Consider the following 17,614-nt stretch of genomic DNA (forward strand, 5'->3'; position numbering starts at 1 on the left):
GGCGCCCGTCATCGCGCGGCCCCGCTGCTGCGCTGGTCGGTGATGACGGCCATGCCGGGAGTCAGGCCCTCGCCCACCACCTCGGTCATGCGCCCGTCGCTGATGCCCACGCGCACCTTGAGCGGCTGGGCCGTGCCGTCCTTGAGCACCCAGACCTGGCGCGTCTTCGATGCCGCGTCGTCCGCAGAAGGACCGCCCGCACCGGCCCTGCGCCCGCCCTGGCCACCCGGGCGGGGCATGCGCGGCATGAGCTGCCCCATGATGCCGCCGCCCTGCTGCTGGCCCTGCGCCGATGGCGGCTTGCCGCCGCCTGAGCCCGGGGCGCCTGCCTGTGCGAGCGTGAAGCGAAGCGCCGTGTTGGGCACCAGCAGCACGTCCTTGCGCTCGGTGGACGTGATGGTGGAGGCCGCCGTCATGCCGGGGCGCAGGCTCATGTCGGTGTTGTCCACCTCCAGCCAGGTGACGTAGGTGACCACGTTGTCGGTCTTGGTGGAGCCGAAGGACACGCGCGTGACCTGGGCCGGGTAGCGGCGCGAGGGATACGCGCTCACGGTGAAGCTGGCCTTTTGCCCCACCTGCAGGGTGCCCACATCGGCCTCGTCCACGCTCACGTCCAGGCGCAGGCGCGTGAGGTCCTCGGCCAGGGTGAACAGCGTCACGGCCTGCAGCGATGCGGCCACGGCGTTGCCCGGCTCCACCGATCGGGTGAGCACCACGCCATCGATGGGCGAGCGGATGGAGGCCTTGGACAGGCTGGTCTCGTCGGTGGAGAGGGCGGCGCGCGCATCGTCCACCGTGGCGCGGGCGCTGGCCTCGTCGGCGCGGGCCCGGTCGAGCGTGGCGCGGCCGGTGTCCAGCTCAGCCGCCGAAGGCACCTTGCCGCCCGACAGGCGGGCCACCTCTTCCAGCCGGCCGAGCGCGGCCTGCGCCTCCTTGGTAGTGGCCGCGGCCTGCGCCAGGCGCGCCTGGGCAGAGGCCAGCGAGGCGCGCGAGCGCAGCACCTGGGCGTCGAGCTTGGCGGTGTCGAGCTCCACCAGCACCTGGCCCTTCTTCACCTTGTCGTTCACGTCCACCATGACCTGGCGCACGGTGCCCGAGAGTTCGCTGCCGATGGTCACGAGCCGCGTGGGCTGCAGCGTGCCGTTGGCGGCCACGGTGAGCGTGAGGTCCCCCTTCTTCACTTCTTCGGTCACGTACACGGGGGCGGCGTTGGCGGCGTGGTGCTGCCGCCAGGCATAGAAGCCGGCGCCCGCCAGCGCGATGGCGGCCATGCCCAGCCAGAGCGATGTGCGCCGGTACCAGCGGCGCGGCGGCTCGCCGCCCAGCAGGGCCTGCAGGTCGGCGGGGGACCGGCTGGCGGCGGTGGTGGCGGCAGCGCGGGGCTGCGAATCCTGGGAGGTATCGGTCATGGCAATCAATCGCCTCGGGTGAAATGCAGAAAAAGGGAGGCCGGCACCGCCCGCGCACGCACGGTGCGCCGGGTCGGTGGGCTGTGGCTGCCAGGTGCCCGCGCGGTGTGCGCGGGGCCTCCAGGTGGCTAATGAAAGAGAAGCGGTAGGCGGCTACTGCGGCTGCCAGCCGCCGCCCAGCGCTTTGTACAGGCGCACATGGTCTGCAGACACGCTGGCCACCGTGGTGGCCACGCCGTCCTGCGTGGAGAGCAGGGTGCGCTGGGTTTCCAGCACCGCCTGGAAGTCGATCAGCCCGCTGCGGTAGCGCTGCTGGGCCAGCAGGGCGGCATTGCCGGCTGCGTCGGCCGCGGACGTGAGGCGCACCAGGCGCTCGCGGTTGCCGCGCAGGGAGACAAGGGCGTCTTCCACGTCCTTGAGCGCCGCCAGCACCGCCGCCTGGTAGGCGATGCGTGCCTGCTCCAGGCTGGCCTCCTGCGCGCGCACCTGGGCCCGGTTGGCACCGCCATCGAGCAGGGGCACCGACACGCTGCCCAGCAGCGATGCCGCCAACGCGCTGCCGCCACCCAATGCCCCCAACGTGAGGGCGCGCAGGCCCACCGAGCCGCTGATGCCGAAGTCCGGGTAGCGGGCTGCCTCGGCCTGCGAAACGCGCGACAGTGCGGCGCGGATGCGCTGCTCGGCCGCGCGCACGTCGGCGCGCTGGCGCAGGGTTTCGGCGGGGATGGCCAGGGCCAGTTCGTCGGGCGCCTGGGGCACGGCCGCACTGGCGGCCAGTTGCGCATCGAGCGCGCCCGGCGCCTGCCCGGTCAGCACGGCCAGGCTGTGGCGCGACTGGGCCAGGCTGGCTTCGAGCGCGGGGATCTGCGCGGCGGTTTGTTCCGATGCGGCGCGTGCCTGCTCGGCCACGAGCGAGGTGGTCAGCCCCGCCTGCAGGCGCCACTGCGTGATCTGCAGCGTCTCGCCCTGGCTGGCCAGGTTGCTCTGTGCAATGGCGAGGCGCTGCTGCAGGCTGCGCAGCTCGATGTAGTTGACGGCCACCTCGGCCGCCAGCGACACCTGCACGTCGGCCAGGCTGGCCTCGGCGGCGCGGGCATCGGCTTCGCTGGCGTTCACGCCGGCACGCACACGGCCGAACACATCGGGCTCCCAGCTGGCATCGAAGCCCAGCTGGAAGCTGTTGCCCGTGCCGCTGTTGCCCGAGCGGCTACGCTGCGCCGAGGCCGAGGCCCCCACCTGGGGTGCGAGCCCTGCGGCCTGCACATCGACCTGGGCACGGGCCTGCTGCAGCGCGGCCTGGGCCGTGCGCACGCTGGTGTTGGCTGCCAGGGCCTGCTCGACCAGCGCGGTCAGTTGCGCGTCACCCAGGCGCTGCCACCACAGGGCGAGCGGGGTGGCGGGGCCGGTGGTGCTGCTGCCCGTGGACCAGGTGGCGGGCACGGGCGCATCGGGCAGGCGCGCATCCTGCGGCGTGAGGCCGGCGCAGCCTGCCAGGGCTGCGGCCAGCGCCAGCACCGGCCAGCGCGGTGGTGCTTGGCGGCGGGAACCGGTCGGTGAAGAAAGACGCATGAAAAGCTGTGCTCCGGGTTGTTGCGTCCATTGTGCGGAGCCACCCCTTCGCGAAGATAGTCAATGCGTCAAGCCCATGTAAAGAATTGCTGCAATGCAAAAAGAAAGGCCCGAAGGGCCTTTGCTGTTCAGTGTGGCTGCACAGCCCGCATCCGGTACTCGCTCGGGCTGCAGCCTGTATGGGCCTTGAACACCCGGCTGAAATGCCCGCTGTTGCGAAAGCCCCAGGCCAGGGCGATGTCCGTCACCGAGCGGTGCGTGTGCGCGGGGTGGCGCAGCTCGCGCAGGCAGGCCTCCAGCCGGCGCTGCTGGATGGTGGCGGCCAGCGTGTCGCCATCGTCCGCCATGGCGTTGTACAGGTGCCTGCGGCTGCAGTTGAGCGCCTGGGCGATGCGGTCGATGCTGAGGTCGGGGTCGGCCAGGTGGCGGTCGATGTACTGGCCGATGCGGTCGCGCAGGGCCTCGCGCTGCGACATGGCGCTGTGCTGGCCGTTGCGCTCCAGCAGCGACAGCTGCACCAGATGGGTGATGACGTCGGCCACGCCGTCGGCGGCCGCGTCGGACATGGTGGGCAGCTCGGTGAACGCGGCGCGCATGGTGTCCCAGGCCAGGCGCGAGACACCGCTGGTGCCCGAGAAGCGCTGCACCATGAGGTCGTCGAGCCGCATCCTGCGCTCGGGCAGGTGTTCCTTGGGGATCATCAGCACCATCTGGCGCACGGCATCGGGGTTGCTCACGGCGTAGGCGCGCGTGGTGTCGTACACGCTCCACTCGCCCGGGGACAGCCAGACCTGGCGGCCGTTCTGCTCGAAGCAGGCGCGCCCTTCGAGCTGCGCCACCACCTTGATGTAGGCCCGGTCGCTGCCGCGGATGAGGCTGGGGGTGCGCACCACGCGGTGGCGGCTCACGTCGAGCTGGCACAGGTTGACGTAACCCGCCTGGCCCGAGGTGATGTGGCCCGCGAAGGCCTCATCGCCAAAGGCGTCGGACTCCAGCCCGCCAATGAGGCGCCACACCGCGTCGCCCCACAGGTGCAGGCGGTCGCGCGGTGCCACGGTGTCGGTGGATACCTCGGTCAGGGTGTGGGCCATGCTGTCTCCAGTGCAGAGGCGGGTTCCCCCGATTATCGGTGGGGGTGCTAATCCTTTGCGCAGCGCGGAAATCCGGGTAAACCCGCTGGCCCGTGCACGCTGGGAGCAGCGTTTTGTGCACGCTCAGCACAGCGCGCCAAAGCCCTTCTTCCTACCATCGGTCAACGGCCTGCACTGCGCGGGCTGCCCATCCGAGGAGACAGAAAAATGGTTCAACAATCCAAGCGCCAATGGATCAAGGGCATGGCCGCCACGGTGGGCGCCATGTCGGTCGCGCCCCACCTGCTGGCCCAGTCGGGCCCCGTGCGCATCGGCTACGCGATTGCCCGCACGGGCCCCTGGGCCGCGGGCGCCCAGGTCAGCCAGGAGCCCAACTACCTGCTCTGGGCCGAGCAGGTGAACGCGGCCGGCGGCCTGTCCGTCAAGGGCGCCAAGCGCCCCATCGAGCTCATCGGCTACGACGACCGCAGCGAGACCGAGACCTGCGTGCGCACCTTCGAAAAGCTCATGGGCAGCGACAAGGTGGATTTGATCCTGCCGCCCTGGGGCTCGGGCGCCAACTTCGCCATCGCGCCGCTGGCCAACCGCTTCGGCTACCCGCTCTTGGCGCCCACGGCGCTGTCGCGCAAGCTGATCGACATGAACCTGCCCTACTTCTTCTCCCTGCTGCAGCAGCCCGACAAGATGATGGGCGCGCTGGTGGACATGCTGGTGGCCAACGGCGTGAAGTCGGTGGCCATCGTCTACATGGACGACCTGTTCGGCCTGGAGAATTTCGCGGCGCTGAACAATGCGCTCAAGAAGACCAGCATCCAGGTGGTGGAGCGCAAGAGCTACCCGCTGGGCGTGAAGGACCTGGCGCCCGTGCTGCGCGGCATCAAGGACCTGAACCCCGATGCCTTCATCGGCATCACCTATCCGCCCGACACCATCCTGGCCAGCCGCCAGGCGCGCGAGGTGGGGCTGAACCCCAAGTTCTTCTACGCCTCGGTGGGCACGGCCTTCCAGCTCTACAAGAACGTGATGCAGGCCAACACCGAGGGCGTGATCGGCATGGGATCGTGGAGCGTGAAGACCAGCCCCGAGGCCAAGGCCTATTTCGACGCCCACGTGAAGAAGTTCAGCAAGGAGCCCGACCGCTGGGCCAGCGGCCATGCCTGGGCGGGCCTCGAGATCCTGCAGCAGGCCGTGGACAAGGCGGGCCTGGACCGCAAGGCGCTGCGCGAGCACATCGCCAAGAACGAGTTCAAGACCATCCTGGGCGGCATCCGCTTTGCGGGCAGCGAGAACGCCTCCATCCCCGGCACCGTGAGCCAGTGGCAGGGCAGCGACTTCGAAGTCGTGTGGCCCAAGGACCGCGCCACGGCGCAATTGAACACCGCGAAACCAGCCTGGAAATAACAAAGTGTCTCTGACTTCCTGGGCCGAACTGGTCGCCAGTGGCCTGATTACCGGCGGCATCTATGCGCTGGTGGCCATGGGCCTGAACCTGCAGTACGGGCTGATGCGCATCATGAACATCTCGCACGGCGAGTTTTTGATGCTCGGCGCCTTCATCACCTGGTGGGCACACACGGCCTGGGGCTGGTCGCCCCTGCTGCTGATGCCCATCGCCTTCATCGCGCTGTTCGTGCTGGGCGTGGCGGTGCATGCGCTGTGCTTTCGGCGCCTGGCGGCGCGCGCACCGAATGTGGACGTGTTCGAGGCGCGCAGCCTGATGGTGGGCTTCGGCCTGATGTTCCTGGTGCAGAACACCGCCCTGGTGATCTGGGGCGGCGACCTGCGCGGCTACGAGTACCTGGCCGACCCGGTGCAAGTGGCGGGCATGCGCTTCACCGAGAACAAGCTGGTGCTGTTCGGCGTCGCGCTGGCGCTGTCGGCGGCGCTGATCGCGCTGCTTCGCCTCACCTTGCTGGGCAAGGCCGTGCGGGCGCTGATGCAGTCGCCCACGGGCGCGCAGTTGGTGGGCATCAACACCCGGCGCCTGCACCCCATGATGTTCGGCATTGGCCTGGGCCTGTCGGGCGTGGCGGGGGCGCTGCTGTCGATGACCTACGAGATCTCCCCCTCGATGGGCGAGCCCTACACCGTGACGGCGCTGATCGTGATCACGCTGGGCGGCTTCGGCAGCCTGGCGGGCAGCCTGGCCGGCGGCCTGCTGCTCGGTGTGGTCGAAGCCCTGGGCATGCACTTCAGCAGCCCGTCTCTCAAGATGCTGCTGAGCTATGCGGTGTTCATCGGCGTGCTCATCTGGCGCCCCAACGGCCTCTTTTCCAAGAAATGAAATCCCTCCATTCCAACAAGCCCTGGTTCGCGCTCGCAGCGGGCACGGCCGTGGTCGGCACCCTGCCCTGGCTGGTGTCCGAGTTCGTGGCCTCGGTGCTGCTCAGTTGCCTGATGTACATCGCGCTGGCCACCAGTTGGTCGCTGTTCTGCGGCGCCACACGCTACCTGTCGCTGGCCACCTCGGCCTTCTTCGGCATCGGGGCCTATGCCAGCGCCACGCTGCTGGGCAGCCTGCCCTGGCCGCTGGTGATACTGGCCGGTGCGCTCATCGCGGCGGTGGTGGCCATCGTGATGGGTGCGGCCGTGCTGCACCTGCGCGGCACCTATTTCGCGGTGCTGACCTTCGGCATGACGGAGCTGATCCGCCATGCTGTGACCTTTGTCGAAAAGCAGGTGTCAGGCACCGTGGGCCGCGTGCTCACGGTGGTGCCCAACAACGAGACGGTGTACCTCACGGTGCTGCTGATCGCCGCCGCGGCCATTGCCACATCGATTGCGGTAAAGCGCAGCCGCTTTGGCCTGGCGCTTGCAGGCATCGGTGCCGACGAGCAGCGCGCACAGACGCTGGGGGTGGACACGCGCCTGGCCAAGATCGCGGGCTTCGGCATCACTGCGGCCTTTGCGGGCGCCGTGGGTGCGGCCATGGCCGTGCGCTGGACCTACATCGAGCCGGCCGCGGTGTTCAGCCCCTTCATCGGCTTCCAGACGGTGCTGATCGCGCTGATCGGCGGCGCGGCCAGCATCGGCGGGCCGGTGCTCGCGGCCATCGTCTTCAGCCTGCTGGCCGAGACGCTGCGCCTGCAGCTGCCCTATGGCTACATGATGGTGCTGGGCCTGCTGCTCATCCTGTGCGTGATGTACCTGCCCAACGGGCTGGCCACGCTGTGGCAGCGCAAGCGGGCGGCCACGCCTGCAGTGGAGGCGGGCCATGTCTGAGGCACTTTTGACCATCGACGCCGTGACCGTGCGCTTTGGCGGCCTGACCGCCGTGGACGGCGTGAGTGCCACGCTGCATGCGGGCGAACTGATCGGCATCATCGGCCCCAACGGCGCGGGCAAGACCACGTTCTTCAACGCCATCTCGGGGGTGCAGCCGCCCACCTCGGGCCGGCTGGTGAGCGGGGCGGACGAGCTGACCGGCAAGGGCCCCCACCACTATGCGGCGCACGGCATTGCGCGCACCTTCCAGACGCCGCGTGTGTTCCCCGACATGACCGTGCGCGACAACGTGCGCTTCGGCATGCAGTTCGCAGGCCGCTACCGCCAGGGGCCCGTGGGGCTGCGCAGCGAGGACGAGATCCTGGCCATGCTGGGCCTGTCGGCACTGGCCGAGCGCCCTGCCGCCGATGTGACACCCTCGCAGCAGCGCCTGCTGGAGATCGGCATGGCCCTGGGCACGCGCCCGCGCCTGCTGCTGCTCGACGAGGTGGCCGCCGGCCTGACCGAGGCCGAGGTCGATGCCATGGCCCAGCGCATCCGCCGCCTGCGCGATGACTGGGGCCTCACGGTGGTCTGGATCGAGCATGCGGTGACCACGCTGCTCAAGTACGTGGAGCGCGCGCTGGTGCTGCACCAGGGCCGCAAGATTGCCGACGGTACGCCGGCCGAGGTGGTGCGCAACCCGGAGGTGATCGAGGCCTACCTGGGCGATGAGATGGCTGCTACCAGCGAAGGAGCGACGGCATGAGCGGCGCACAGCTTTCTGTACAGGGCCTGACCACGGGCTACAACGGCTTCCAGGTGCTGCAGGACCTGTCGCTGGAGGCCCGGCCCGGCATCACGGTCATCGTGGGCCCCAATGGTGCGGGCAAGACCACGCTGCTCAAGGCGCTGGCCGGACTGCTGCCACGCCAGGGCACGGTGCTGCTCGACGGCCAGGCCGTGCCGGCCCTGAACGCGACCGCCTGCGTGCAGCGCGGCCTGGCGCTGGTGGCGGAGGGGCGCCAGCTCTTTCCGCAGATGACGGTGACCGAGAACCTGGAGCTCGGTGGCTGGCTGGTGCCGGCGCGCGTGCGCGCCGAGCGGCTGGCCCAGGCCTTCGAGGACTTTCCGCGCCTGAAGGAACGCGCCCAGCAGCTGGCCGGCACCATGAGCGGCGGCGAGCAGCAGATGGTGGCCGTGGCCCGCGCATTGATGAGCGGCCCGCGCCTGTTGATGCTGGACGAGCCCTCGCTGGGCCTGGCGCCGCGCATGGTGGACGAGCTGCTGGCCATCGTGCAGCGCATCGCGGCCCAGGGCGTCACCGTGCTGATGGTGGAGCAGAACGTGCGCAAGGCGCTGCAGGTGGCGCAGCGCGGCTATGTGCTGGAGCGCGGGCGCATCGTGGCCTCGGGCGAGGCATCAAGCCTGTTGCAATCGGATGCAGTGCGGCAGGCCTACCTCGGCGTAGCCTGATCTCTTTTTTTCTTCTTCTTGTCTTTTCTTTCCTTGTTGTTCAGGAGATTGATTCCATGACTGCCATTTCCATGCTGATCAACGGCGAGCGCGTGCAGGCCACGGGCGGCGCCACCTTCGAGCGCCGCAACCCGCTGGACGGGTCAGTGGCCACTACGGCCCCGGCTGCCACGGTGGCCGATGCCAAGGCGGCTGCCGATGCCGCGGCCAAGGCCTTCCCCGCCTGGTCGGCTCTGGGGCCCAATGCGCGCCGTGCGCTGCTGCTCAAGGCCGCGCATGCGCTCGAAGCCAAGGGCGACGCCTTTGCCGCCGCCATGGCCGCCGAGACCGGCGCCTCGGGCCTGTGGGCCGGCTTCAACGTGCACCTGGCCGCCGGCCTGCTGCAGGAGGCCGCGGCCCTGACCACGCAGATCGCGGGCGAGGTGATCCCGTCGGACGTGCCCGGCAGCCTGGCCATGGGCGTGCGCCAGGCCGCGGGCGTGGTGCTGGGCATCGCACCGTGGAACGCGCCCATCATTCTCGGCGTGCGTGCCATCGCCACGCCGCTGGCCTGCGGCAACACGGTGATCCTCAAGGGTTCGGAGCTGAGCCCCGCCACGCACGGCCTGATCATCGAGGCCCTGCAGGAGGCCGGCCTGCCCCCGGGCGTGGTGAACTTCGTGACCAATGCGCCTGCCGACGCCGGTGCGGTGGTCGAGGCCATCGTGGCCCACCCTGCCGTGCGCCGCGTGAACTTCACGGGCTCGACCAAGGTCGGCCGCATCGTCGCGCAGACCTGCGCCAAGTACCTCAAGCCCACAGTGCTGGAACTGGGCGGCAAGGCCCCGCTCGTGGTGCTGGACGATGCCGACGTGGACGCGGCCGTGGATGCGGCCATCTTCGGCTCGTTCGCCAACTCGGGGCAGATCTGCATGTCCACCGAGCGCATCGTGGTGGACGACGCCATCGCCAACGACTTCGTCGCCCGCTTCGCAGCACGCGCCCAGGCCCTGCCGCTGGGCGACCCGCGCAAGGGCCCGGCGGTGCTGGGCTCGGTGGTGGACATGGCGACCGTGCAGCGCTGCAACGCCCTGATCGACGACGCCCTGGCCAAGGGCGCCAGGCTGGTGTGCGGCGGCAAGAGCGAGAACACGCTGATGGCAGCCACCATCATCGACCACGTGACGCCCGAGATGGACATCTACCGCGAGGAATCCTTCGGCCCCCTGAAACCCATCGTGCGCGTGAAGGGCGTGGAGGAAGCGATTGCCTGTGCCAACGACAACGAGTTCGGCCTGTCCGCTGCCGTCTTCGGCCGCGATGTGGCCCGCGCCTGGAACGTGGCCGCGCGCATCGAGTCGGGGATCTGCCATGTCAACGGGCCTACGGTGCATGACGAGGGACAGATGCCGTTTGGCGGGGTGAAGAATTCGGGGTGGGGGCGGTTTGGGGGGATGGCGGGGGTGCGGGAGTTTACGGAGTTGCGCTGGATCACGGTGCAGACTACGGCGCGGCATTATCCGTTCTGAGAGCCTCTGGCTGCCTGGGCCGTTCATGGTGCACAGCCAGGCGAAGCGCCATGGAACCCGTCCATGGCGTCCGCAAAACGTGTCCCCGGGTCATTGCATGCTGTAGCTCACTGCACATGCTCCACCACCGCCATGCCAGTCAGAGTTACCGCGTTGGTAACGGGCGAAGGGGAGACATTGGCAGGATTGGACGAGTAGGCGTACGCATCGACCACCTCCTTGTTCCACGCCACGGCGGCTGCGCTGAACGCGGCCTGATCTCCTGTTGCGTTTTCCAGGCCTGACAGGAGCTGCCCCAGCTGCAAGGCCACGACACCTACGTTGGCCTTTGCCACAGATACCAAGTAATCCGTCAAAGCGGTGTGCAGACCTGCATTGGGCCAAACCCCCAGGTTGACCAGGAGCTTGGCGGACAATATTTCTTCTGACAAGCCGTTGAAAGCCGCGCCAAACTGCAAGGCGTAGGCGGTGTTCCCGGCCGACGTAGCCATCTCCACCTGTCTGGTGTAGACCGCATGCACAGGGGATTGATCGTTGAACGCCCGGTTCAGGATCGTAGCGACGACGTACGGTTCATCGAAAAAGTACTGTGCCATCAAAAAGCTCCGGAAAAAGGGCCGATCAGGCCGAGGCCCATGAGGCGTCTGCCAATGACGACACACCGGCCAGTTTGACGAGGCTGTCGTTGGCGTTCAGGGTCGCCACAGCATCGTTCACCAGGATGTAGGTGTCGGCCCCGTAACGAAAGACAATGGCCTTGTTGGCGCCCGCCATGGTGGCTGCCAGGGCCGTGGCGTCCAGCAGGGACGATGCATCGGAAATGCCAGCCAGTTGCAGGCTGGTCGGTGTCGCCTTCGCCGTCGCAGTCTCGGCCGCCAACACCAGCCTGTCGGTACCGCTCACGAAGTCGGTCACCACGATGGCAGACCAGCCCAGCCCGACGGAGAAACTGGTCTCCAGATCCTTGGCGGCGGCACCCGCCAAGCCGGTGAGGTTCAGCGTATCGGCGCCACCGCCCAGGGTGATGCTGTGGGCATTGGCGGCGCCCACGGTGATCGTGTCAGCTCCGTCTCCCGCGGCGATGGTCACCTGGGCGCCAGAGGCATCGTTGATGACAAAGGTATCTGCCCCCTTGCCGCCCGTGATGGTAACGGCCCTCTGCGTGGTGGCAAACGCCAGGGACAGCGCGCCGGTCAGCGCCGAGGCATCGATCACCGAGACCTGGGCGCCCACCACGGTGGTCTTCAAGGCCTGTTCGCCGGTGAGCACGATCTTTTCGGCCGCGTTGGCGGTGATCCTGGCTGTATTGGCGGCTCCGTCCGTGGAACTGAACCCCTGGCTCCTGACGTTCAGGTTCTCAACCGCGTCCACGATCACCTCATCATTGCCAGCAGCCCTGAAGAGCACCAGGTTCGCAGTGTCTGCGCTACCGCTGGTTCCCGCAAACGCCACCGTCAGTGCACCGCTCCCGCCGCTACCAGTGCCATTGATATTGCGGATACCGACGGTGGTGGCCAGGTCCACGCCGTCAAACTCGGCAGGACCTGCTGTGGACTCGCGCCACAGCTCCGTGATGCCGGTTGCGCCGGACACCCCGAATTTCGATTTTGCTCCTGCCTGGATGAACACCCGCTCCACACTCTGCAGCGTGGGTGCCACCGTCGCACCCGCGGCCAGCGTGGCCCTGAGCGTGTCCATCCCGCCTGCGCCATCGATGGAGTCGGCGGTGGACAGGAAGCCGGCAGTGGTCGCCACAATGGTGTCGTCATAGGCCGTTGTCTTGAACTTGGCCTGCGCAGACGAGGGCGATAGGGCGTCCGCTTCCGCGGTGAGCGACAGCGTCACACCCACAGGGAGATCGGGCCCGGGCGACACTATCGGCCCGGAATTCGCGGGGTTGCTTGAATACGCATGCGAAGCCGTCACTTCTTCGTTCCACTTCACCGCGGCCGCCGCATACACAGACAGATCACCGGTGGCGTTTTCAAGCCCCGAGAGGATGCGCCCCAACTGCAGTGCAACGATGCCCACATTGGCCTTGCCGACAGACACAAGATAGTCCCGCAAGGCAGTCTGCAAGCCCGCATTGGGCAGCACGCCCAAGTTCATCAGCAGCTTGGTGGACAGCGCATCCTCGGTCAGCGCAGTAAAGCCGGCACCGAACCGCTGGGCAAAGGCCGTGATGCCGATGGGCACGACCGCCGCCACCTGGTTGACATAGACATTGTGCGAAGGGGACTGGTCGTTGAATGCCCGGTTGAGCATGGTGACGTCGGCATAGGTGCCAGAGACTTGGACAGGCATGCGTTCCTCCAGTGAGTAGTGTTGTGATGTGCGCTGTGAGCCTAAGGTGCGTCCCGCCAGCAGGGTGTGGCAGCAGTCACAAAGAAACTTTTTGACACCAACCACTGCCGTCTGCCCACAAGGGTCACGGCCACCACGAACACGCGACCAGCCCGGGCTCTGTGCGGAAAGGATCGCCCTCGCGTCCGATCAGGCCATGGCCCACGTCGCGTCCGCCAGCGCTGCCACGCCGGCGAGCTTGACCAGGCTGTCGTTGGCGCCGAGCGCAGCCACGCCATCGTTCACCAGGATGTAGGTATCGGCACCATAGCGGAAGGCAATCGCTTTGCTGGCACCTGCCGTGGTGGCGGCCAGGGCCGTTGCCTCCAGCAGCGAAGGCGCTGCGGCAATGCGGGCCAGTTCCACGCTGCCAGGGGTGGCCTTGGCCGTGGACGCAGCACCTGTCAGCCGGAGCAGGTCGGCGCCACTGGCAAAGTCCCGCACCTCGATGGCCGAAGCCGCCAGGCTGGCCGATGTCCCGGTATCGATGTCCTTGGCCGCAGGGCCGGCCAAGCCGGTGATGTTCAGCGTGTCGGCACCCACCCCCAGGGAGATCAGATGGGCGTTGTGGGCGCCGATGGAGATGGTGTCGGCGCCATGGCCGGCCTCCACGACGACCCGCGCCCCTGATGTGTCGTCGATGGTGAAGGTATCACCACGCGTGCCGCCGCTGATGGAGACCGCCGTCAGGCCTGTGGTAGCAAACGCCAGGGTCAGCGCGCCCGTGAAAGCCGAGGCGTCGATCACCGAGACATGGGCACCCTTCACGGTGGTCGTCAAGGCCTGGTCACCCAGGATGGAGATCTTTTCGGCGGCGTTGGCCGTGATCTTGACCGTATTGGCTGCGCCGGACTTCTGGCTCTTGATGCCCAGGTTCTCAACAGCATCCACGATCACCTCATCGTCGCCAGCGGCACCCAGGAACACCAGCGTCGCAGCGTCTGCGCTGCCGCCCGTGCCTGCAAAGACCACGCTCAGTGCGCCACCGCTGCCGGAGTTGCGAATGCCGACGGTGGTGGCCAGGTCCACGCCGTAGAACTCGGCCGGACCTGCCGCAGCCTCCCGCCACAGCTCGGTGATGCCGGTCGACTGAGTCGCCATGAATTTCGAATGGGCGCCTGCCTGGAGGAACACATGCTCGACGTTCTGCAGCATCGGCTCGACGGTCGCATCGGCCGCCAGCGTGGCCTTGAGCGCGTCAACCCCTCTACCGCCATCAATGGAGTCACCACTGGACAGCAGGCCCGCAGTGGTTGCCATGATGGTGTCCCCATAGTCCGTCGACCGGAGCCCGGCCAGTGCTGCAGTAGGCGAGATGGAGTCATCGCCCATGGTCAGCGCCAAGGTAACACCCGCGAGACCGACCCCTATCGGCATGGCCGGCGGAAAATTCGCCGGGTTGTTCGAATAGGTGTGCGAGGAGAAGATGTCCTCATTCCATCGCACCGCAGCCGCCGCGTACGTGGCCTGATCGCCCGTGGCGTTTTCCAGCCCGGAAAGGATTTGCCCCAGTTGAAGGGCCACGATGCCCACGTTGGCCTTGCCGACAGACACCAGATAGTCCCGCAAGGCGGCCTGCAGGCCCGCATTGGGCAGCACGCCCATATTGCCCAGAAGTTTGGTGGACAGAGCGTCTTCGGTCATCCCGGCAAAGCCCGCACCGAAGGTCAGGGCGAAAGCCCGGATACCGTTCGCTGCAGCCCAGGCTGCCTGGTTGTTGTAGGCGGTGTAGGAAGGCGACTGGTCGTTGAACGCCAGGTTCAGGATCGTCGCGGCGACAAAAGAATCGTCGGGAAAGTTGTGTGCCATCCGGAGCTCCAAAAAAGGCCATCAGGCCGAGGCCCAAGCGGCATCGGCCAGCGCCGCCACGCCGGTCAGCTTGACCAGGCTGTCGTTGGCGCCGAGCGCCGCGGCGGAATCGTTGACCAGAATGTAGGTGTCGGCACCATAGCGGAAGGCAATGGCTTTGTTGGCGCCCGCGGTGGTGGCGGCCAGCGACGCAGCGTCCAGCAGCGAGGCTGCCCCTGCCATACTGGCCAACTGAGCATCGCTCGGGGCTGCCTTGGCTGTCGATGAGGTCCCATGCAGTCGGATCACATCGGTGCCGCTCGCGAAGCCCCTTACCTCGATGGTCGATGCGGCCAGTGTGGCCGTCGACCCCAGGTCAATGTCCTTGGCCAGAGCGCCTGCCAGGCCTTTGATGGACAAGGCATCGGCTCCTTCGCCCAAGGTCACTTTATGGCGGGCCTCGGCGTTGACAGTGATGGAAACACCCCCAGGAGTACCCGCCAGCCTGAGGTCCAGCGCCGAAGTGAAGACCGACGCATCGATCACGGACAGCTTGGCACCAGTCACGGTCGCGGTCAAAGCCTGGTCACCAAGGACGACGATGCTTTCCGCCTGAGCAGCTGTGATCCTGGCCTGGTTGACCGTGGTGGCGAAGACCGTGCCGGCTGTGCTGCTTACCACCAGGTATTCGATGTTCGCCACGATGATCTCGTCATTGCCCGTGGCATCGGCCAGCGTGATGCGGGCCGTATCCATGGGGCCCGAGGCACCGCTGAAGTTCACGGTCAAGGCACCGCCCGCCAGGGAGTTCTGGATGCCTGCATTGGTGGCCAGGCCTACGTTGGAAAAAGTGGCGGGGCCCTGCGCGGCATCGATCCGGAGTTCCTGCAGGCCGGCGGTATCCCCGGCGCCAAACTCGGCCCCCGCGCCTGCGGTGATGTAGACCTTCTCGACATTGCGCAGCACGGGGGCGGCCTTGCTTGCGGCTGCAAGGGCCGCCCTGAGGGTATCGAGACCCTCCGCGCCATCGATCACATCCGCCGTCGAGAGAAAGCCCGCGGTGGTTGCCAGGATCGTGTCCTTGTCGGCCGTGGTCTTGAACCTTTCATCTGCCGCTGCAGGCGATACCGCATCGTCACCGGAAGTCAGCGAAAGGGTGACACCCGTCACGGGCGGACTGTGCCCTGCGCTGACGCCGTACGGGTCGCTCGAGTATTTGTAGGAATCCACCAACTCCTTGTTCCATGCCACGGCGGCCGCATTGAACGCCGATGGGGCGCCCGTGGCGTGCTCCAGCCCCGAGAGGATCTGGCCGAGCTGCAGGGCCACAACGCCGACATTGGCCTTGCCCACGGACACCAAGTAGTCCCGCAGCGCGGTCTGCAGGCCCGCGTTGGGCAGCACGCCGAGGTTGCCAAGCAGCTTGGTGGACAACTGGTCTTCCGTCATGCTGGTAAAGCCAGAGCCAAATGACAGCGCAAACGCATGGGTGCCGTTCGATGCGACCCTTGCGACCTGGTTGTTGTACACCGCGTAGGCAGGTGACTGGTCGTTGAACACCCGGTTCAGGATCGTCGTGACAACGAGGGGATCATCAAGAAAGTTCTGTGCCATCAAAAGCTCCGCAAACAGCCGATCAGGCCGAGGTCCACGAGGTTTCGGCCAGCGCCGTCACACCGGTCAGCTTGACCAGGCTGTCGTTCACACCCAGTGCAGCCGCGGAGTCGTTCACCAGGATGTAGGTATCCGCGCCGTAGCGAAAGGCAATGGCCCTGTTGGCGCCTGCCGTGGTGGCGGCCAGGGCCGTTGCGTCCAGGAGTGAAGAAGCCGCCGCGATGCTGGCCAGCTCCGTACTTCCGGGGGCGGCCTTCACTGTCCCCTTGGCGCCGTCCAGTTGGATCGAGTCGGTGCCGCTGGCAGCAAAGCCGGTCACTTCGATGGCCGAAGCCGCCAGCGTGGCCGATGTGCCGAGATTGATGTCCTTGGCCTCGGCGCCCGCCAGGCCCATGATTTTCACGGTGTCGGCACCGGCGCCCAGGTTGATCTTGTGCGCGGCCTGGGCGTTGAGCGACACGACAACGCCATTTGTGCCTGCGAGCGTCAGCCCCAGGGCCTTGGTCAGTGCGGTTGCATCGACCACGGCCACCTGGGTGCCGGTCACCGTGGTGGTCAGGGCCTGGTCGCCAAGGATGGCGATCCCTTGGGCCTGGGCCGCACTGATCTTGGCCTGGTTGACCGTGGTGGCGGCCACCGTGCCGGCAGTGCTCCTCACAGTGAGGGATTCGATGTTCGCCACGACGATTTCGTCATTGCCCGTGGCATCGGCCAGCACGATGGTGGCGGCATCCGTGGGGCCCGAAGCGCCGCTGAAGCTCACGGTCAAGGCGCCGCCGGTAAGGGAGTTCTGGATGCCTACGACGGTGGCCAGTGGGACACCGGAGAACGTGGCTGGGCCCTCGGCAGCATCGATCCGAAGTTCCTGCAGGCCGGTGGCACCTCGGGCATTGAATTCGGCCCCTGATCCTGCGGTGATGAAGATTTTCTCGACGTTGCGAAGTTGCGGAGCCACCGTACTGCCAGCGGCCAGGGTCGCAATCAGCGTGTCGACACCCGCTGCGCCATCGATCACATCGGCGGTTGCAAGGAGCCCCGCAGTGCGCGCAAGGAAGGTGTCGTTGTTGGCAGTGCTCTTGAATTTGGCCTCAGGCGCCGTGAGCGAAATCGAGTCATCGCCGGCCGTCAGCACCAAGGTGACGCCGGTGACGGGTTGCTCCTCCTCCTCAGGTGGCCCGCTCCATGAGTTGGCAGGATTGCTGGAGTAGTTGTAGGAATCCACCAGTTCCTTTTTCCATGCCACAGCCGCGGCATTGAACGCCGCCAGATCACCCGTGGCCTGTTCCAAACCCGAGAGGATCTGGCCCAGCTGCAGGGCCACGATGCCGACATTGGCCTTGCCCACGGATACCAGGTAGTCCCTCAAAGCGGTCTGCAGGCCCGCGTTGGGCAGCACGCCCAGGTTGCCAAGGAGTTTGGTGGACAGTTGGTCTTCCGTCAGGCCGGCAAAGGCGGCGCCATATGACAAGGCAAAGGCGTTGATGCCATTCGACGCGGCCATGGCCACCTGCTTGGTGAACACGGGGTAGGTAGGCGACTGGTCATTGAACACCCGGTTCAGGATCGTCGCAACAACGTAGGGCTCATCGAAAAAGTTCTGTGCCATCAAAAG

Annotated in this window: 14 protein-coding genes; 6 read left to right on the plus strand and 8 right to left on the minus strand. The window is 67.2% G+C overall.

The genetic code is table 11. The features are described 5' to 3' along the window. Window positions 1-8: 8 nt before the first annotated feature. The 3 genes from AC07X5_RS28555 to AC07X5_RS28565 all read right to left on the minus strand — a co-directional run bounded on the left by AC07X5_RS28555 (window position 9) and on the right by AC07X5_RS28565 (window position 4,069). Window positions 9-1,409: an efflux RND transporter periplasmic adaptor subunit gene (locus tag AC07X5_RS28555; RefSeq protein ID WP_494772879.1), complete on the minus strand. Its 1,401-nt coding sequence runs from the start codon at window positions 1,407-1,409 to the stop codon at window positions 9-11. Between the two features lie 153 nt (window positions 1,410-1,562). Continuing rightward, window positions 1,563-2,978 (minus strand): efflux transporter outer membrane subunit, encoded by a 1,416-nt coding sequence (locus AC07X5_RS28560; RefSeq protein ID WP_494772880.1) that lies wholly within the window; start codon window positions 2,976-2,978, stop codon window positions 1,563-1,565. A gap of 128 nt (window positions 2,979-3,106) precedes the next feature. Then, the gene (locus AC07X5_RS28565) at window positions 3,107-4,069 is read right to left on the minus strand and encodes an AraC-like ligand-binding domain-containing protein (RefSeq protein WP_494772881.1); all 963 of its coding nucleotides are present in this window, start codon (window positions 4,067-4,069) and stop codon (window positions 3,107-3,109) included. Window positions 4,070-4,276: 207 nt separating this feature from the next. Between AC07X5_RS28565 and AC07X5_RS28570 the strand changes: the two genes are divergently transcribed. The 6 genes from AC07X5_RS28570 to AC07X5_RS28595 are packed head-to-tail and all read left to right on the plus strand — an operon-like array spanning window position 4,277 to window position 10,257. Continuing rightward, window positions 4,277-5,470, plus strand: coding sequence for an amino acid ABC transporter substrate-binding protein (locus tag AC07X5_RS28570; protein ID WP_494772882.1), 1,194 nt, complete (start codon window positions 4,277-4,279; stop codon window positions 5,468-5,470). A 4-nt stretch (window positions 5,471-5,474) separates the two neighbouring features. Beyond that, complete coding sequence (locus tag AC07X5_RS28575) at window positions 5,475-6,353, plus strand: branched-chain amino acid ABC transporter permease (protein WP_494772883.1); 879 nt, start codon at window positions 5,475-5,477, stop codon at window positions 6,351-6,353. Beyond that, window positions 6,350-7,291: a branched-chain amino acid ABC transporter permease gene (locus AC07X5_RS28580; protein ID WP_494772884.1), complete on the plus strand. Its 942-nt coding sequence runs from the start codon at window positions 6,350-6,352 to the stop codon at window positions 7,289-7,291. Before AC07X5_RS28575 ends, AC07X5_RS28580 begins: the two co-directional genes overlap by 4 nt. Then, a complete protein-coding gene (locus AC07X5_RS28585; RefSeq protein ID WP_494772885.1) occupies window positions 7,284-8,042 on the plus strand; it encodes an ABC transporter ATP-binding protein in 759 nt (252 codons plus the stop codon). Before AC07X5_RS28580 ends, AC07X5_RS28585 begins: the two co-directional genes overlap by 8 nt. Then, window positions 8,039-8,749: an ABC transporter ATP-binding protein gene (locus AC07X5_RS28590; RefSeq protein WP_494772886.1), complete on the plus strand. Its 711-nt coding sequence runs from the start codon at window positions 8,039-8,041 to the stop codon at window positions 8,747-8,749. The genes AC07X5_RS28585 and AC07X5_RS28590 overlap by 4 nt, the downstream gene beginning before the upstream one ends. A gap of 56 nt (window positions 8,750-8,805) precedes the next feature. After that, complete coding sequence (locus AC07X5_RS28595; RefSeq protein WP_409959978.1) at window positions 8,806-10,257, plus strand: aldehyde dehydrogenase; 1,452 nt, start codon at window positions 8,806-8,808, stop codon at window positions 10,255-10,257. A gap of 107 nt (window positions 10,258-10,364) precedes the next feature. On the opposite strand, the gene AC07X5_RS28600 is transcribed toward AC07X5_RS28595, so the two are convergent. From AC07X5_RS28600 to AC07X5_RS28620, 5 genes are all read right to left on the minus strand, one after another. Further along, window positions 10,365-10,853, minus strand: a complete 489-nt coding sequence (locus AC07X5_RS28600; RefSeq protein WP_494772887.1) for a hypothetical protein — start codon at window positions 10,851-10,853, stop codon at window positions 10,365-10,367. A gap of 25 nt (window positions 10,854-10,878) precedes the next feature. After that, window positions 10,879-12,561: a bluetail domain-containing putative surface protein gene (locus AC07X5_RS28605; protein ID WP_494772888.1), complete on the minus strand. Its 1,683-nt coding sequence runs from the start codon at window positions 12,559-12,561 to the stop codon at window positions 10,879-10,881. Window positions 12,562-12,750: 189 nt separating this feature from the next. Continuing rightward, window positions 12,751-14,409, minus strand: coding sequence for a bluetail domain-containing putative surface protein (locus AC07X5_RS28610; RefSeq protein ID WP_494772889.1), 1,659 nt, complete (start codon window positions 14,407-14,409; stop codon window positions 12,751-12,753). A 21-nt stretch (window positions 14,410-14,430) separates the two neighbouring features. Next, window positions 14,431-16,002 (minus strand): bluetail domain-containing putative surface protein, encoded by a 1,572-nt coding sequence (locus tag AC07X5_RS28615; RefSeq protein ID WP_494772890.1) that lies wholly within the window; start codon window positions 16,000-16,002, stop codon window positions 14,431-14,433. A gap of 22 nt (window positions 16,003-16,024) precedes the next feature. Then, window positions 16,025-17,608 (minus strand): bluetail domain-containing putative surface protein, encoded by a 1,584-nt coding sequence (locus AC07X5_RS28620; protein ID WP_494772891.1) that lies wholly within the window; start codon window positions 17,606-17,608, stop codon window positions 16,025-16,027. Window positions 17,609-17,614: the final 6 nt, after the last annotated feature.

This window comes from Acidovorax sp. GW458-11-26-14-TSB4 (assembly GCF_059423865.1).

Coding starts and splice junctions, on each gene's coding strand:
- AC07X5_RS28570 (WP_494772882.1), top strand. CDS start 4,277: ATGGTTCAACAATCCAAGCGCCAATGGATCAAGGGCATGGCCGCCACG.
- AC07X5_RS28555 (WP_494772879.1), bottom strand. CDS start 1,409: ATGACCGATACCTCCCAGGATTCGCAGCCCCGCGCTGCCGCCACCACC.
- AC07X5_RS28615 (WP_494772890.1), bottom strand. CDS start 16,002: ATGGCACAGAACTTTCTTGATGATCCCCTCGTTGTCACGACGATCCTG.
- AC07X5_RS28560 (WP_494772880.1), bottom strand. CDS start 2,978: ATGCGTCTTTCTTCACCGACCGGTTCCCGCCGCCAAGCACCACCGCGC.
- AC07X5_RS28590 (WP_494772886.1), top strand. CDS start 8,039: ATGAGCGGCGCACAGCTTTCTGTACAGGGCCTGACCACGGGCTACAAC.
- AC07X5_RS28600 (WP_494772887.1), bottom strand. CDS start 10,853: ATGGCACAGTACTTTTTCGATGAACCGTACGTCGTCGCTACGATCCTG.
- AC07X5_RS28580 (WP_494772884.1), top strand. CDS start 6,350: ATGAAATCCCTCCATTCCAACAAGCCCTGGTTCGCGCTCGCAGCGGGC.
- AC07X5_RS28585 (WP_494772885.1), top strand. CDS start 7,284: ATGTCTGAGGCACTTTTGACCATCGACGCCGTGACCGTGCGCTTTGGC.
- AC07X5_RS28595 (WP_409959978.1), top strand. CDS start 8,806: ATGACTGCCATTTCCATGCTGATCAACGGCGAGCGCGTGCAGGCCACG.
- AC07X5_RS28605 (WP_494772888.1), bottom strand. CDS start 12,561: ATGCCTGTCCAAGTCTCTGGCACCTATGCCGACGTCACCATGCTCAAC.
- AC07X5_RS28620 (WP_494772891.1), bottom strand. CDS start 17,608: ATGGCACAGAACTTTTTCGATGAGCCCTACGTTGTTGCGACGATCCTG.
- AC07X5_RS28565 (WP_494772881.1), bottom strand. CDS start 4,069: ATGGCCCACACCCTGACCGAGGTATCCACCGACACCGTGGCACCGCGC.
- AC07X5_RS28610 (WP_494772889.1), bottom strand. CDS start 14,409: ATGGCACACAACTTTCCCGACGATTCTTTTGTCGCCGCGACGATCCTG.